Source organism: Amycolatopsis sp. La24 (genome assembly GCF_029087445.1).
In the GTDB taxonomy this organism is placed as follows: domain Bacteria; phylum Actinomycetota; class Actinomycetes; order Mycobacteriales; family Pseudonocardiaceae; genus Amycolatopsis; species Amycolatopsis nivea.
Genome location: NZ_JARACH010000045.1, coordinates 24,808 through 40,018, shown reverse-complemented (window position 1 = coordinate 40,018; position 15,211 = coordinate 24,808). Strand labels below are relative to the sequence as shown.

The 15,211-nt window shown below is 68.8% G+C and carries 18 protein-coding genes; 6 read left to right on the top strand and 12 right to left on the bottom strand.

All coding sequences use genetic code 11. The annotated features are described in order from the left end of the window. Nucleotides 1–7: 7 nt before the first annotated feature. The gene (locus PUT80_RS32315) at nucleotides 8–712 is read left to right on the top strand and encodes a tyrosine-protein phosphatase (RefSeq protein WP_275294430.1); all 705 of its coding nucleotides are present in this window, start codon (nucleotides 8–10) and stop codon (nucleotides 710–712) included. Here the strand turns inward: PUT80_RS32315 and PUT80_RS32310 are convergent. Next, complete coding sequence (locus PUT80_RS32310) at nucleotides 702–1,985, bottom strand: MFS transporter (RefSeq protein ID WP_275294429.1); 1,284 nt, start codon at nucleotides 1,983–1,985, stop codon at nucleotides 702–704. The genes PUT80_RS32315 and PUT80_RS32310 overlap by 11 nt on opposite strands. 91 nt (nucleotides 1,986–2,076) lie before the next feature. Between PUT80_RS32310 and PUT80_RS32305 the strand changes: the two genes are divergently transcribed. Together PUT80_RS32305 and PUT80_RS32300 are read left to right on the top strand one after the other, a co-directional pair. Beyond that, nucleotides 2,077–2,688, top strand: coding sequence for a TetR/AcrR family transcriptional regulator (locus tag PUT80_RS32305; RefSeq protein ID WP_238608561.1), 612 nt, complete (start codon nucleotides 2,077–2,079; stop codon nucleotides 2,686–2,688). 12 nt (nucleotides 2,689–2,700) lie between these two features. Then, nucleotides 2,701–3,105 carry a hypothetical protein gene (locus PUT80_RS32300; protein WP_037816039.1) on the top strand — a complete coding sequence of 135 codons (405 nt, stop codon included), beginning with the start codon at nucleotides 2,701–2,703 and terminating at the stop codon, nucleotides 3,103–3,105. 1 nt (nucleotide 3,106) lies between these two features. Here the strand turns inward: PUT80_RS32300 and PUT80_RS32295 are convergent, their stop codons facing one another. Continuing rightward, nucleotides 3,107–3,805 carry a hypothetical protein gene (locus tag PUT80_RS32295; protein WP_275294428.1) on the bottom strand — a complete coding sequence of 233 codons (699 nt, stop codon included), beginning with the start codon at nucleotides 3,803–3,805 and terminating at the stop codon, nucleotides 3,107–3,109. Between the two features lies 1 nt (nucleotide 3,806). Here PUT80_RS32295 and PUT80_RS32290 point away from each other — a divergent pair, with 1 nt between their 5' ends. Next, nucleotides 3,807–4,085 (top strand): hypothetical protein, encoded by a 279-nt coding sequence (locus PUT80_RS32290; protein WP_275294427.1) that lies wholly within the window; start codon nucleotides 3,807–3,809, stop codon nucleotides 4,083–4,085. Nucleotides 4,086–4,221: 136 nt separating this feature from the next. Here the strand turns inward: PUT80_RS32290 and PUT80_RS32285 are convergent, their stop codons facing one another. The 5 genes from PUT80_RS32285 to PUT80_RS32265 form a co-directional block, all read right to left on the bottom strand. Continuing rightward, entirely contained in the window at nucleotides 4,222–4,605 is a 384-nt protein-coding gene (locus PUT80_RS32285; protein WP_275294426.1) for a RidA family protein, read from the bottom strand. A gap of 8 nt (nucleotides 4,606–4,613) precedes the next feature. Beyond that, nucleotides 4,614–5,219, bottom strand: a complete 606-nt coding sequence (locus tag PUT80_RS32280) for a PAS domain-containing protein (protein WP_275294425.1) — start codon at nucleotides 5,217–5,219, stop codon at nucleotides 4,614–4,616. 97 nt (nucleotides 5,220–5,316) lie between these two features. Beyond that, nucleotides 5,317–5,529 carry an acyl-CoA carboxylase epsilon subunit gene (locus PUT80_RS32275; protein ID WP_134669344.1) on the bottom strand — a complete coding sequence of 71 codons (213 nt, stop codon included), beginning with the start codon at nucleotides 5,527–5,529 and terminating at the stop codon, nucleotides 5,317–5,319. 7 nt (nucleotides 5,530–5,536) lie between these two features. Then, nucleotides 5,537–7,174, bottom strand: coding sequence for an acyl-CoA carboxylase subunit beta (locus tag PUT80_RS32270; RefSeq protein ID WP_043831873.1), 1,638 nt, complete (start codon nucleotides 7,172–7,174; stop codon nucleotides 5,537–5,539). 14 nt (nucleotides 7,175–7,188) lie between these two features. Further along, complete coding sequence (locus tag PUT80_RS32265; protein WP_275294424.1) at nucleotides 7,189–8,742, bottom strand: hypothetical protein; 1,554 nt, start codon at nucleotides 8,740–8,742, stop codon at nucleotides 7,189–7,191. 83 nt (nucleotides 8,743–8,825) lie between these two features. Between PUT80_RS32265 and PUT80_RS32260 the strand changes: the two genes are divergently transcribed. Then, a complete protein-coding gene (locus tag PUT80_RS32260) occupies nucleotides 8,826–9,644 on the top strand; it encodes a GNAT family N-acetyltransferase (RefSeq protein ID WP_275294423.1) in 819 nt (272 codons plus the stop codon). On the opposite strand, the gene PUT80_RS32255 is transcribed toward PUT80_RS32260, so the two are convergent. Together PUT80_RS32255 and PUT80_RS32250 are read right to left on the bottom strand one after the other, a co-directional pair. Further along, on the bottom strand, nucleotides 9,641–10,516 hold the full coding sequence (locus tag PUT80_RS32255) for an SRPBCC family protein (protein WP_275294422.1): 876 nt from the start codon (nucleotides 10,514–10,516) through the stop codon (nucleotides 9,641–9,643). The genes PUT80_RS32260 and PUT80_RS32255 overlap by 4 nt on opposite strands. Before the next feature lie 31 nt (nucleotides 10,517–10,547). Further along, nucleotides 10,548–11,249 carry an NAD(P)H-dependent oxidoreductase gene (locus PUT80_RS32250; RefSeq protein WP_275294421.1) on the bottom strand — a complete coding sequence of 234 codons (702 nt, stop codon included), beginning with the start codon at nucleotides 11,247–11,249 and terminating at the stop codon, nucleotides 10,548–10,550. Nucleotides 11,250–11,319: 70 nt separating this feature from the next. Here PUT80_RS32250 and PUT80_RS32245 point away from each other — a divergent pair, with 70 nt between their 5' ends. After that, on the top strand, nucleotides 11,320–12,303 hold the full coding sequence (locus PUT80_RS32245) for a helix-turn-helix domain-containing protein (RefSeq protein WP_106961292.1): 984 nt from the start codon (nucleotides 11,320–11,322) through the stop codon (nucleotides 12,301–12,303). Nucleotides 12,304–12,429: 126 nt separating this feature from the next. Here the strand turns inward: PUT80_RS32245 and PUT80_RS32240 are convergent, their stop codons facing one another. The 3 genes from PUT80_RS32240 to PUT80_RS32230 all read right to left on the bottom strand — a co-directional run bounded on the left by PUT80_RS32240 (nucleotide 12,430) and on the right by PUT80_RS32230 (nucleotide 15,200). After that, a complete protein-coding gene (locus PUT80_RS32240; RefSeq protein ID WP_275294420.1) occupies nucleotides 12,430–13,257 on the bottom strand; it encodes an NBR1-Ig-like domain-containing protein in 828 nt (275 codons plus the stop codon). A gap of 111 nt (nucleotides 13,258–13,368) precedes the next feature. Continuing rightward, nucleotides 13,369–14,205: an alkaline phosphatase family protein gene (locus PUT80_RS32235; RefSeq protein WP_275294419.1), complete on the bottom strand. Its 837-nt coding sequence runs from the start codon at nucleotides 14,203–14,205 to the stop codon at nucleotides 13,369–13,371. 134 nt (nucleotides 14,206–14,339) lie between these two features. After that, complete coding sequence (locus tag PUT80_RS32230) at nucleotides 14,340–15,200, bottom strand: alpha/beta hydrolase (protein ID WP_275294418.1); 861 nt, start codon at nucleotides 15,198–15,200, stop codon at nucleotides 14,340–14,342. Nucleotides 15,201–15,211: the final 11 nt, after the last annotated feature.

The window sequence follows — 15,211 nt, the reverse complement described above, 5'->3', positions numbered from 1 at the left end:
TCGGCTGATGGGCGAGAACCGGGCAGTGGGATGGGAAGGCTTCTTCAACACCCGAGACCTCGGCGGTCTCCCGACCCGCTCCGGCGGCGTCACCCGATCCGCGCGGTTCTATCGGTCCGCCAGTCTCCGGTTCGTCACCGGCACCGGCTGGGCTCAGGCGCGAGAATCCGGCCTCCGCACCATCATCGACCTGCGCAACCCCGCCGAGATCAGTACCTGCGCCGTCACCGTGCCAGCCGGGATGACGCGTCTCGAAGTTCCGCTGGACGACGTCGAAGACACCGAGTTCTGGCAATACATCGCCGACGAGCAACTCGACGGCACCCCGCTGTATTACCGCGTTTTCCTTGACCGCAAAGCAGAACGCTGCGCAACAGTCCTGAAAGCGCTGGCCCGGGCCGAAAGCGGCGTGCTCTTCCACTGCACTTCCGGCCGAGACCGCACCGGCCTCATCTCGCTCCTCCTGCTCGCCCTCGCCGACGTCGACCCGGAAACCATCGCCGCCGATTACGCCCTCTCCACCGAAGCCGTCCTCCCGCTGTACCGGGCGTTAGGCGTCGAAGACCAAACCGCCCTGCTCGAAGCAGCTTTGGCCCGCCGCCAAACCACCGTCCGGGAAGCCGTCCTGGCGACCCTCGACGGCTTCGACGTCCGCGACTACCTCGTCCGCGCCGGGATGGCCGCGGACGAGGTAGACCGGCTCAGTCGGTGACCTGGTGCAGCTTCCGGGCCCGGCGGCTGCCCAGCGAGTACCACCCGGCGATCCCGGTGCCGACGGTGAGCGCGGCCGCGCTGATGCCCAGCGACCAGTGCACCCCGACCGCGGAACCGAGCAGCCCCACGGTGAATCCGCTGCCCGCGCGGAGACCGTTGGCGGACACGCTGTACACGCCGATCACCCGGCCGCGTTCCTCCGGTTTCGCCAGCAGCTGCACGACGGTCTGGCCGATCGACATCGACGCCAGGTTCGCCACGCCGCCGATCACCAGCAGTGCCACCGCGATCGGATAGCTGGCGGTCATCGCGAAGAACAGGCTCGAGAGCCCGTAGATCGCCGTGCTGATCACCGCCGCGGGTACGTTCGGCTTGATCTTTCCGGTCGCTTCCAGCAGGATCCCGCCGATCACGCCGCCCGCGCCGTTGGCGAACAGCAGCACGCCGTACGCGGTTCCGGCGCTGCCCGCGCCGAGGTCCTGCGCGAAGATCGGCATCGAACTCTGCATCGAGGCTCCGACGAAGAACGCGCCGAGCCCGGCGAGGATGATCATCCCGACCATCGTCGGATTCCCGCTGATTTCCTTGAGGATCCGCACCGAATCCATCAGCCCGACCCGTGGCCGACGGATGATTCCGCCGTCTCGCGTGTGTCCGGTGAACTTGGTACGGAACAGGAACACGGTCAGCGGCAGGTAGAACGCGACGTTCACGAAAATGCCCGCCACCGGACCGAGCCCGAGCAGCAGCGCCGAACCGACGACCGGGCCGAAGAGGATGCCCAGGCTGCGGAAGGTGGCGTTGAGCCGGACCGCGCTCGGCAATTCGGCGGGGCCGACGAAATCGTGCAGCATCAACTGCTCGCCCGGACCCCAGATCGCGCCCGCGCAGCCGTGCAAAATCAGCAGTACGCAGGCACTCCACACCTCGAGCGTGTCGGTCAGGATCAGCACGCCCCAGGCCGCGGACACCGCCATGAACAGCACCTGCGCGGCCTGGATGATCCGGCGGCAGTCGTGCCGGTCGGCCAGTCCGCCGAAGTACACCGAGAACAGCAGGAACGGCACCCAGTGGCTGATCACCTCGAACCCGGTCAGCGCGGGCGACTGGAACTTCTCCCACAGCACCCAATAGGTGATGACGTGCTCGATGTTGTCGGCCATCATCGCCAGGCCAGTGCCGATCAGATACGGACGGCAATCCTTGTTGTACAGCGCCGCGAATTTGCGCGGGGCTGCGGCGACCCCGGATTCGGGTTGGTGCGTCGGCACCCCGCACGCGGAACACATGACTGAGAACCCCCTAGTGAGCTGGTGCTCGTAACGCTAGACGAGACGTTGCGTCTTGGCTAGACTCCGGCACGTGGGCGACGTCACTCAGCCCGGCGAGCGCCGGCATCACGGGAATCGGTACGGCCGCAGCGAGAACGCGCGCCGCGCGGTTCTGCACGCGGTCGACGATCTGCTGGTGGAGGTCGGGTTCGCCCGGCTCACGATGGAGGGCATCGCGGCACGGGCCGGGGTCGGGAAGCAGACCGTCTACCGCTGGTGGCCGTCCAAAGTGGACATTCTGCTCGAGGCGCTCGGCGACGACCTCGTCGAGGAACTCTCCCCGCCCGATTCCGGCGAGCTGCGCAAGGACCTTTGCGCGCACCTCGCCGCGATCGCGTCTTTCCTGACCACCGCGGACGCTGGTGCGGTGTTCCGCACGCTGCTCGGCCAGGCCCAGCACGACCCGGACCTGGCGCGACATCTGCGCGAGGTGCACCTCCGTGCCCAGCATGCGCGCGACCGGTTGCCGCTCGAACGTGCCGTCGCGCGCGGCGAGTTGTCGTCAGAGATCGACCTGGACAGCGCGGTCGAGCACCTCGTCGGGCCGATCCACTACCGCGTGCTGGTCACCGGCGCGCCAGTGCCGCCGGAGTTCACAAATGGCCTGGTCGAGCGATTCCTCCGGGAGCATCCGCCCGGGTAGGCTCCTGCAGACATGGGAACGGTCTTGTGGCTGGTCGGGCTGGCTGTCGCCGCCGCGGTCGTGGCCGGGATCGCCTGGGTTTTCCGGGACCGGGCCGGCGGGCTCGACCAGCGATTGCGGGCGGCTGAACAGGCCTCGCGGTGGCGATTCCTGCAGCAGCAGTGGGAATCGGAACCGATGGCGCGGCTCGCGACCGTCCAGCAGGTCCACGCGCTCACCCAGAACGGCGGCTGCCAGGTCCGGATCGTCTGGACGGACAGCTACCACGCCGAGGACGTCGAGATCGAGCACGATCAGGCAGACGCGGGCGACTACCTGCTGCTGCGGGGCGTCGGGCCGCTCGGATCGATCACCCGGGAAGAGCTGTTGGCGCACGCGGGCGCCGACGCGCCGGACTGGGCTCAGCGCGGGCGTTGATTCACCAGCCGCTGATCCGCTGCCAGGTGTCGACGAGGCGGCCGTTCTCCAGGATTCGGTAGCCGCTGTGCTGTGCGGCGGTGGCGCAGGCGTGGTTCGGCAGGATGCGCAGGCGGGTGCCGATCGGCAGGTCAGGCAGCGGATGTCCCTCGCGGGCGGTGAGGATTCCGTGTTCCTGGCTCGCGCCGGTCACCACGAGACCCGGCGCCAGGGCGCCGTCGAGGTCGGCGACCAGGCCGTATCCCTGGTCGACAGCTTGGTTCGCGGTGCCTCGGTCGCGCGACAACGCCATCCAGCCGCCGTCCGTGAGGATCCAGCCGTGCTCGGGGCGGTGTCCGATCACGGTGACAACTACGGACAGCGCAAGGTCTTCGGTGCGGCATACGCCCAGTCCGGCCATCACCAAGTCGAAGAAAACGTAGTTGCCAGCGCGGACTTCGGTGACGCCGGTGAGGTCGTCGGCAGCGTGTGCGGTGGGAGTCGAGCCGACGCTGACTGTGCCTGCGTACAGGCCTTCGTCGCGAAGGCGTTGTGCTGCAGCGACAGCGACCTCACGTTCGTGTGCGGCGGCTTCGCGTTGCGCTGCAGGGGTTGTCGCGAAGTAGGACTCGCCGGCGTGTACGAGGACACCGTCGAGACAGTCGTGCAACTGTCGTCCGATGGTGAGCAACGCGGGGGTCTTCGGGAAGTACGCCGCCACGGTGACCGTCGCAGTCGACCTCGATCAGCGACGGAATCCGTACGCCGGCTTCGCGCGCCGCAGCGCTTATCGCAGAGGCTTGCGCGACGCTGTCCAGCAGCACGCGCACGGTGATTCCCCGTCGCAGCAACGCAAGCACGCGCGGGAGCTTGTGCGGATCGATGCCGACGGCGTACGTGATGTCGGTGTAGCCGCCGTCGGCGAAGGCTTCTGCCTCGGCCAGCGTCGACACTGTGATCGGACCTGGCTTTCCACCGTGCATCAACGCGGTCGCGGGTAATGCCTTCGCCGTTTTCGTATGGGGGCGCAGGGAAACGCCGAGTGCGCGCATCCGCTGAGCGAGCCGTTCGGCGTTCCGCCGCGCGCGCGAAAGCTCGACGACGGCGAACGGAGTGTCCGGGTCAGCCAGGGTTTCCTCAGACGGCGGCAATTGCCTGCACCTCGACCTTCGCTCCAAAGTGGAGGGTGCTGGACCCGGCGACCGCGCGCGCCGGGCGGTGGTCGCCAAGCCAGGCACGGTAAATCCGGTCGAACTCCGGCCAGTCGCCCATGTCGGTCACGTAGACGGTGACCGACAACAGCCGATCGCGGCTCGTGCCCGCAGTGGCGAGGCACGCGTCAAGGTTGGCCAGAACTTGCTTGGCCTGTACGGAAAATGTCTCGTCCACCAGCCGGGTCCCGTCGCTGGTGATGGGCAGCTGCCCGGAGACGAACGCCATCCCGCCGTACTGCGCGGTGTGCGAGTAATGCCCGCCGGGCGCGGACAGTTCAGGGCTGTCGCGCAGGACGATTTCGGTCATCGACGTGCTCATTTCGCGTAGTTGTAGACAGTCGCCCGGGATACGCCGAGCAGGTCGGCGATGGTCTGGGCGGCGTCGCGGGATTCGAAGTACCCCTCGTCGCGCAGCCGGCGGACCAGGTCGCGTTTGGCTTCGCGGGAAAGGGAACGCGGGCCGCCGCCTGCCGCACGTTCGATCCGTTCCCGCAGTTCACGCGACGTACGGGAACGCAGGTCTTCGACGACGCCGGGCTGCGCGGCGTCGGCGGCGACCAGGCTGGTCAGCGTGTGCGTGAGCGGCGAAAGCACCGAGACGTCGAGGTTCAGGCACAGCGCGGCGATGTACTCGCCGTCGGCGTTCGTGATGCCGATCGACGTGCTCTTGACCGGCCGTCCGTCCGGGAACTGGTTCGCGTAGTTCTGCAGGACGCTCGGGTAGTCCGGGTCGCTGATCCGCCGCAACCCCAGTTCGGTGGCCGGATCGCCGACCGCGCGGCCGGACAGGTTGTTCTCGATCGCGCGGATCGCGTGGTCCGGATCCCGCAGGTCGTGCAGCACGACCTCGCACAGACCGGGGAACATCCGGCCGATCGCGACGGCGATCTTCTCGGTTTCCCGGATGAGGTGCTCGTCCACGCCGCCGCCTTTGACTCATTGTCCAACTTTAGAAAATGAGTCTAGCAGGTGGGCAAAAAGTTGATCCCGGCTCTCGAACCGGGATCAACAGGGGACTTCAGCGAGGCAACGACGAGGCGCGCCAGGCCCCGTCACCAGCGGCGATCGGCGCGTGCACCGCGGCAGCCCGGTCGCCCCACCACGACGTGCGACGCCGTGGGGGAGCGGGTGCCGACGCGGCCGCGGCAGTGGCGACCACCGCGGTGAGCGCGGCGAGTTCGGCGTCGTCCGGGTTGCCGCGGACTACGCGGAGCAGGGGAGTGTCCGTCATCGCGGCCTCACAGGGGGATGTTGCCGTGCTTCTTGGGCGGCAGCGATTCGCGCTTGGTGCGCAGCAGGCTCAGCGCCTTGGCGACATGGCCGCGGGTGTGCGCGGGCACGATCACCGAGTCGACGTAGCCGCGTTCGGCCGCCGCGTACGGGTTCAGCAGCGTGTCCTCGTACTCCTGGATCAGGTCCGCGCGCAACGCGTCAACATCGCGACCCTCCGCCGCCGCGTTGGCCAGCGTCTTGCGGTGCACGATGTTCGCCGCGCCCTGCGCGCCCATCACCGCGACCTGCGCGGTGGGCCAGGCCAGGTTGACGTCCGCGCCGAGGTGCTTGGAGCCCATCACGTCGTACGCGCCGCCGTACGCCTTGCGCGTGATCACCGTGATCAGCGGGACGGTCGCCTCCGCGTACGCGTAGATCAGCTTCGCGCCGCGGCGGATGATGCCGTTCCACTCCTGGTCGGTGCCGGGAAGGAAGCCGGGAACGTCCACAAAGGTCAGCACCGGGATGTTGAACGCGTCGCAGGTCCGCACGAACCGGGCGGCCTTCTCGGACGCGTCGATGTCGAGGCAGCCGGCGAACTGCGTCGGCTGGTTCGCCACGACGCCGACGCTCTGCCCGTCGACCCGGCCGAAGCCGACCAGGATGTTGGGCGCGAACAGCTCGTGCACCTCGAGGAATTCGCCGTCGTCGAGCACGCGGGTGACGACCTCGTGCATGTCGTACGGCGTGTTCGGCGAGTCCGGGATGAGCGTGTCGAGCTCGCGGTCGGTGTCGGTGACGTTCTCGAAGAAGCCGGCGGGCGGCTGGTTCGCGTCGAACTCCGGCGGCTCGGACAGGTTGTTCTGCGGCAGGTAGGAGAGCAGTTCCTTGACGTAGGCGATGGCGTCCTCGTCGTCGGAACCGAGGTAGTGCGCGACGCCCGACTTGGTGTTGTGCGTGCGCCCGCCGCCGAGTTCCTCGAAGGTGACGTCCTCGCCGGTCACCGTCTTCACGACGTCCGGTCCGGTGATGAACATCTGCGACGTCTCGTCCACCATCACGACGAAGTCGGTGAGCGCGGGGGAGTAGACGTGCCCGCCCGCGTTCGCGCCCATGATCAGCGAGATCTGCGGGATCACGCCGGAGGCCATGGTGTTGCGGCGGAAGATCTCGCCGTACAGGCCGAGCGAGACGACGCCCTCCTGGATCCGCGCGCCGCCGCCCTCGTTGATGCCGATGATCGGACGGCCGGTCTTGATCGCCAGGTCCATCACTTTGACGATCTTCTCGCCGTAGACCTCGCCGAGCGCGCCGCCGAACACCGTCACGTCCTGGCTGAACACGCACACCGGACGTCCGTCGACGGTGCCGTAGCCGGTGACGACGCCGTCGCCGTACGGGCGGTTCTTCTCCAGCCCGAAGTTCGTGGAGCGGTGCCGCGCCAGCTCGTCCAGCTCGACGAACGAGCCCTCGTCGAGCAGCAGATCGATCCGCTCGCGGGCGGTTTTCTTGCCCTTGGCGTGCTGTTTCTCGATCGCGCGCGCCGAACCGGCGTGCACGGCCTCGTCGTAGCGGCGGTAGAGATCCGCGAGCTTGCCGGCCGTCGTGTGGATGTCCGGTTCTCCCTCGGGCGGCGTCCCGAGCGGCTGCGTCGCACTGCTCATGTGGCGGAGCTTAGCTACTGCGCGGTTGCCGCGCGTGTGGCGTAGGACTCCCTCCGCGCCGTGTCGCAGACGAGCACGCGGCCGTCGAGCGTGCCGACGACGAGCCGGTCCGGGGCTCGGGCGCTCAGCGAGAGCGGGACGACTGGATGGCCGTTGACCTGCAGGTGTTGCCGTCCGAGTTCGCGGCCGTCGGTGGCGTCGAGCGCGACGATCTCGCCGGAGTTGTCGGCGACGTAGACGGTGTACCCGATGGTGTCCATAGCGGTGACCTGGTGGTCGCCGGTGTGGACCCACTCGGCTTTTCCATCGGGATAGGAGCGGCGGACGACGCAGGAGTTGCCCGGCAGGAGTCCGGCTCCGTGGTGGATCGCGGTCGCGTGGACGAGCGAGCCGTCGACGAACACGCCGGGGCCGCCGAAAAGGTGCCTGCCTTGGGCCGCGTCCCATTCGAGGGGAAACAAGCGCTCGGTGCGCCGCCGCCGGGGATTGAAGGCGACGATCCATTTGTCCTCGTGCGCTCGCGGGCCCATGCCTTGCAGGAACAGCAGCGCGGGTGCGCGGCGGATGTCGAAGAAGTGGTTGATCAGGTCGTAGCCACCGAGGTCGACGCGGCTTTCCGACGGCAGCACCTCGGTCGGCCCGGAACGCGGACGGATGGCGAGCCGCCCGGTTTCGTCGGTGCTGAGCACGGCGGGGTGGTCGAAGGTCCGGAGCGCTTCGGAGTATCCGTCGGCGAGCTGGACGCGTTCGATCGTCGAGCCGGAGCGGGTCCAGCCCGCCCACGAGTTGGTGAAGACGGCGGTGCTCTCGTCGGGGTCGACGTAAAGCTGGCAGCCGACGCCCGACGTGGGCACGGACCATTCGCGTTCGCCGGTGGCCGACCAGCACTCCACGGCGACATGTTCAAGGCTGGCGAGAATCCGTCCGTCGTTCAGTGCGGCGACTGCCCACACCTGTCGTCGGTGGTTTCCGCCGGCAACCGCGGCGAGCGGTTCGGCGGGTTCGGTCGCGGGCCCGTCGACCTCCAGCGAACGGGCCTCCACGGCTCGCCAGTCCGGCACGGCGATGGCAACGGCCATTGTGGAGAAGCCGCGCTCTTCTTCCTCGTTCTCGTCGAACACGGACACTTTCGCTTCGAGAGTCTGGTGATCGCGCCAGCGAAGTTCGGTGACCTCACGGCGTTCGCGCAGCAAAGAGGTCGCGCGGCCGGTTTCGAGGTCGAGGACCGTCAGCTCGCCTTCGTAGAAATAGCCGCCGTCGTACGACCCGGAGCCGATGGCCAGGATCGGCAGCTCCGGATGGAACGCCAAAGCGTTGACCGGCCAATGCAGGCGCACGAGGTGAACGCATTCGAGCGTGTCGCCGCGATAGACCCCGACGCGGTGCCAGGCGGTCGGCTCGGACGAATCCGACACGCTGTGCCCGGCCCACAGCGGACGTCCCAGCGAACCCCCGACGGCCACATAACCCGTGCGGGAATTGGTCTCGGTCAGCCGCACCTCGCCGACTTCGGCGAATCGGCCGCCGCCGAGAACCTGCTGGACGGTCAGCATTTCGGAGTCGGTCACCAGCGAAGCCTATGCCGGGCGTCAGTTGAATTTTCGGCGTCGAGCCGACCACTGCGGCCGCTGCCGGGCCTAGGGTGGGCAACGTGCTGCTCGCCGACGCCTCGGTCCGCTCGCTCGGGCCTGCCGACCTGTCCGCTTGCCTCGACCTCGGAACCGATCGCGGGTGGCCGCGCGAGGAACGGAAATGGGCGATGCTGCTGGACGTCGGCCGCGGATTCGGCATTGACGCCCCGGATGGCGGTCTCGCCGCGGCGGCGGTGCTGACCCGGACCGGGCCGACCGCGTCAGTGTCGATGGTGGTCGTGGCGGAGCGGTTCGCGCGGCAGGGACTCGGCCGTCGGGTGATGGCGGAGGCGCTCGACGCGGCTGGTGACGCGGTGGTGTCCTTGCACACCACGGAAAACGCGCGTCCGCTGTACGAATCGATGGGCTTCGAGTTCGACGGCGGCTGCAATGACCATCGCGGCCGCTTCGCTGACGACGGCGGTCCGGCGTCGCGGCCGATCGGTCCGGCGGATGTGGCGCGAGTGTACGAATTGGACAGTGCGTCCCAAGGCTTCGCGCGGCGGGAGTTGTTGAACCGCATGCTGTTCGAGGCTGAGCACGTACACGTGACCGACGACGGTTACGCGCTCGGCACCGCGCAAGGCGGGGTGGTGGTGATCGGTCCGGTGGTGGCCGCGGACGAGGACCAGGCTCGTGCGCTGATCCGCGGCATCGCCCGCACCACGTCGGGTGATCTCCGGCTGGCGGTGGACCATCGGTTTCCGGAGCTGTCGGCGTGGTGCGAGGCGCGCGGGCTGGCGGTGCACGGTCCCGCGCCACGGCTGGTGCTCCACGGAAAAGCGCTGCCGGGACCGGCCGAGGTGCGGTTTTCGCCGTACAACACCGCGCTCGGCTAGCTGTACCGCTTCCGAACCTCGGCCTTCCGCTCGGCCGACCACGGCTCCAGTTCCACCTTGAACGTCCCGGCGAACAACGCGTTCAGCTGCTCATGCCGTGCGGTCAGCAGATCCGGCAGTTGCTCCTTCAGCTCCGCCGGAACGGTCTGGGTCAGCTCCACCCGCACCCCGTCCAGCGGGTCCGCCGTGACTTCCCACCGGACCTCCCCGGCCGGTTTCCCGTCGTGCAGCCACGTGTAGGCCAGCACCTCCGGCGACCGCGACTCCAGCACCTCCGCCCCGGCTTCCGGCTGGGGCAGCCGCTTCCAGACGTCCTCGGCAGGCGGCCAGACCAGGTCCCGGCGGAACCGAATCGTCCCGCCGTCCAGGACCTCGCCGTCCTCCAGGCCGAATTCCTCGATGTGGTGCACCATCCGCGCGTGCCAGTCGGCCGGCATCTCCGGCGTCCGGCCGTCCAGCGTGGCTTCGAGGGCATCGAGGCAGGCGACCCAGCCGGTGACGTGCCGTCCCGCGCCGAGCAGAGCGATGTCGGGTTCGCCGCGGTTGAAGACGTGGGTGAAGGCGAGCTTGCTGCCCGTGCCGTCAGCCGAAACCTCGATCCGGATCAGGTCCGAGTTCCAGGTGAACTCGAAGACCTCTGGCGGCTGGTAGCCGACGATCTCGCCCTCGCTGACGTCCCCGGTTTCGGTGAAGGTGAACGTGATCTTCCCGCCCGGCGCCGGGGCGTCCGGCAGCGTGACCGCGGCGGGGAACCAGTGCGCCAGCTCTTCCGGCGAGGTGACCGCGCGCCACACCTTCTCCGGCGGATGGGCCAGGGTCCGTTCGAGGGTGACGCTCGGTCGTCCGCCAGGAGTGGTTCGCAGGATCGCCATGCCCGTATATAACCATGGAGGTATATACGGGTCAAGCGGTCAGATGCGCGCCGTACCCGGTCTGACCTGGGGCGACTTCGGGAAGCAGGACGAGCCGCCGGTCGTAGTCGCCGCCGTCCTGCGTGCGGTACGGCAGCGGATCGGTCGTTTCCAGGGAGTGCAAACGTTTGCGCAACTGCTCGACGACGCAGTCGAACTTCTCCGGCGTCATCCGGTTCGTGCCGGTCACCTTGAGCGGCGGCAGGACCGTCATGCCGGTGTAGAAGAGCGTGGCGTGCTGGACGTTGAACAGCAGATCGTCCAGCGAACCGTGCGCGCCGCGCGGGCCGAGGCTGTCCTCGTGCGCGCCGGCGGTGACGATGACCATCGCGCGTTTCCCGGCCAGGACGCCGTTGCCGTAGCGCAGGGTGTGGCCGGTTTCGTCGCGGTAGTCGTAGCCGTATCCCTGCACGAAAACGCGGTCGAACCAGCCTTTCAGGATGGCCGGGGTGTCCGCCCACCAGAGCGGGAACTGGACGACGACCGTGTCCGCCCAGTCGAGTTTTTCGTGCTCGATCCGGACGTCCTCGGGCACGGTCGCGATCTCGTCGACGATCGGGTTCCAGCGCATCGCGTAGAGATCGGATTCGCGGACGTCGTGGCCAAGGCCGCGCAGGGTCGTGACGCCCTCGTCGCGAAGCGCCCCGTTGAGCGAGGCGGGGTCGGGGTGGGCGTAGATCCACAAGACGTTCATGAGGCCAGGGTGCAACCGGCGAAACGGCCAAAACAGTGGCCCGATGGCCACCTTGTGCAAGAATCGGGCCATGGCTGTTTTTCGGCATCCGGAGCGGCACAAGGTCGCCGTGCTGGTGCGGCACGGCATGCTCGTGATGGAACTCGGCATCGTCCACCGGCTGTTCGGCCAGGCCAGATCCGCGGACGGCGAGCGGTTGTACGAGGTCGTCACCTGCACGCCGGAGCCCGGCGACATCCGCACCGATTCGGACTTCACCATCCCGGTCGCGCAGGGCCCGGAGGCCGTGGCCGAGGCGGACACGGTGATCGTCCCCGCGTCGTCGCTCGAGTACGAGCCCACCGGACGGCAGCTGACCCCGCAGCTCAAGCACGCGATGAGCCTGGTGTGCCCGGACAGCCGGATCGCCTCGATCTGCACCGGCGCGTACGTGCTCGCCGCGATGGGCCTGCTCGACGGACGCCGCGCCACCACGCACTGGCGTTCGGCGTGCGAGTTCCAGCTCGAATACCCGCGCGTGCAGCTCGACCCGGACGTGCTCTACACCGAGGACGGCAACGTCTTCACCTCGGCGGGCGTCGCGTCCGGCATCGACCTCTGCCTGCACCTGATCCGGCGCGATTTCGGCGCGGCGGTCGCCAACGAGGTCGCTCGCGGCACGGTCGTTTCGCCGCATCGCGAGGGCGGGCAGGCCCAGTTCATCCGCCGTCCGGTGCCGGAGCCGCGGTCGTCGTCCACCTCGGCCGCGCGGGCATGGGCGCTGGAGCATCTCGACCAGCCGATCACGCTGCGCGACCTCGCGGTGCGCGAGTCGATGAGCACGCGGACGTTCACCCGGCGGTTCCGGGACGAGGTCGGGATGTCCGCGCTGCAGTGGCTGACCCAGCAGCGGGTGGAGCGTGCGCGGCAGTTGCTGGAGGAATCGGAGCTGCCGGTCGACCGGGTCGCCGCGGCGTGCGGGTTCGGGACGGCGGCGTCGCTGCGCCAGCACCTGCAGGCCGCGCTCGGGGTGTCGCCGAGCGCGTACCGGACCACCTTCCGGCGTCCGGCCTGAACGCGGCGGTCCGTGGCAGCGCTGTTCGCGGGCTGCCACGGACCGACCCCCAGCGGCACTCATCCTTGCGAGCGGACCAGGGTGTTCGGTACCCCGGTGACCAGGTCTTACAGAATCTGACACGCGTCAGGAGACGACCGTCACCAGTACGTACACCGGACGGCGGGTGGAGAAGAACTCCTTGCCGTTCGCGTCGACCATCTTCCAGCCGATCCAGCAGCGCCCCGGCGCGGGCGAAGCGGTCAGCGGAACGCTCACCATCACGTGATCGCCCGGCGGGGTGTCGCCGATGAGCACCCGGTCCGGGGTGCGGCAGCTTCCCGGGCTCGGCGGCAGGTCCATCCGCTGCAGGTAGCGCTGATGCCAGGCGACCGAGCCGGTGTTCTGCAGCTCCCACACCTTCTGGACGGTCTCGCCGACGTGGATCACGGTGCCGTCGGGCACGGTCACGTCGCCGACGAACTTCGAGTTGTCGCCGGCGACGCGCGCACCGACGTCGACCAGGCTGCCGCTCTTCAGCTTCGGCACCACGATCGCGCCGACCGCGGCGACAAGCACGACGACGGAGGCGACCGCGGCCAGCGCGTACTTACGACGCCGCCGGGGCTTCTCCGGGACGGCTGGTTCCGCGCTGATCAGCACTGGCTCCGCCGCCGTTTTGACGATGTCGGCCTCGGTCGCTTCGACGACAAGAACCGCGGGCTCCGGAGGGACGCCCTTCAGCTCTTCCCAGCGTCGCCGCCACTGTTGTTCGTCCGCGTCGCACGCCCGGACGAACTCGCGCGTGGTGTCCCACGACGGGAACCGGGTGCCGCGGACCGCCTCGTGCAGCGTGGTGTGCGAGATCTGCCCGGAGCGGTCGGCCATCTTGCGGAACGACGGATTCCCGGCCCGCGCGCGCAGCGCGGCCAGTTCCGCGGAGAGCACCTCGGCGGCAGATTGCCCGTCGCCCATCGCTCTCCCTGGTTGTCAGATCCGCTGGTCGGACCAGTCTGACATTCCAGTTCGGCACAGCGGGGCGCACCCCGGCCGCGGCCACGGCGAGGCGGCCGCGACCGGTGCGCGTCACTGCCAGGCGTCGGTGATCGGCGTCTCGCCAGCCGCGTTGCCGAGGCCGGGGAGACCGTTGGCGGCCTCCATGGTGCGCAGGACGGTGTAGTGGTTGATCGTCTCCGCGTAGTCGCCCTGCTTCACATGCGCGCCGGTGAACGACGTGTAGATCTGGTTGGTCGAGGTGCCTTCGTCCTCGTCGAACGTCACGATCAGCAGGCTGTTGTGCGTCTTGGCCCACTGTGCGTAGCCGTCGAGGTTGTTCTTCAGCCAGGTGTCGCCGGTGCTGACCGAACAGTCGTGCATGTCGTTGCACATGTTCGGGGTCACGAACGCGACGCTGGGCAGCTGCGAGTAGTCCGTCGGGAACCGGGAGTAGCGCAGGTTGCTCGACGCGGGCACGTTCGAGAAGTCGACCCAGCTGTTGTGCTTGCGCCGGTACTCGCCGGACGAGCAGCCGGTGTAGCCGTCGGACGGCATGGACTCCGAGTAGCCGGTGAAGCTCTTCCCCGCGCCGGCGAGCTGCGAACCGAGGTTGTCCTTCGCGCCGAGGTTTTGCGGGCAGGTGTCGTCGGTGACGCCCTGGGTGTCGCCAGAGAACAGTGCGACGTAGTTCGGCTGGCTCGGGTGCGTGATCGCGTGGGAGTCAGTGAAGTTCGCGCCCTGCGCGGCGAGCGAGGCGAAGTAGGGCGCGGTGGTCGAGTCGATCGACGTCGACGATTCGTTCTCGAACATCACGAGCACGATGTGGTCGAAGGTGGGCACGGACGCCGCTGCTGAGGCGGGTTGGGCGGCGGTCGCCGCACCGAGAATCGCCGTCGCGACGGCGGCCACGATCCGCTTGCGGAACACAGGTCCTCCAAGATCGGCCGGGAAATGCGCTCAGGTGGGAGCGGCATAGACCGTGCCACGGCGAAGGCGTCCCGGAGAGCGGCCGGTGGGTGAATAACTGGCGACCACTCGTCCGGAGCACGACTTTCGGCGGGTCAGCGCGCGAGCAGGTCCCGCAGCGATTTCGTAACGCTGGCAGGGGAAGTCTCGGCCATGAAATGTCCACTGTGCACGGTTTCGTGCACAAGGTCCGGTGCCCACGCGCGCCAGAGCGCGGTCGCGTCGAAGCCCAGCGCGTCGCCCCAGCCCTGCTGCAGCACCGTAGTCGGCATCTTCAGCTGGTTGCCCGCGTCGCGGTCGGCGCGGTCGTGTTCGATGTCGATGCCCGCGGAGGCGCGGTAGTCGGCGACGATCGACGGGACGGCGTTGCGGCTCGCTTCGAGATAGCGGGCGCGGATGTCGGCCGGGATGGACTCCGGGTCGGCGCCCCACTGGTCGAGGAAGTAGCTGAAGAACGCGTCCGGCGCGCCGCTGATCAACTGCTCGGGCAGGCCGGGCGGCTGCGCCATCAGGTAGAGGTGGAAGGCGACGGACGCGCTGACGCCGTGCAGCACCTCCCACATGTCCAGCGTCGGCAGCACGTCGAGGATGGCCAGGTGGGACACGTGGTCCGGGTGGTCGAGGCCGGCGCGGATCGCGACGAGCGCGCCGCGGTCGTGCCCGGCGAGCGCGAACTTTTCGTGGCCGAAGGCGCGCGCGAGGGCTACGACGTCGGCGGCCATCGTGCGCTTCGAGTAGGTCTCGCCGTCGTCGGCCGGCTTGTCGCTGTCGCCGTATCCGCGCAGGTCAGGGCACAGCACGGTGTGGTCGGCGGCGAGGTCGGCGGCGACGTGCCGCCACATCAGGTGGGTCTGCGGGAAGCCGTGCAGCAGGACGACGGGCGAGCCGGAGCCCGCGACCGCCACGTTGAGGGACACGCCGTCGGCGACGGGCACCCGCTGGTAGTCGAAGTTCATGCGACCCAGCG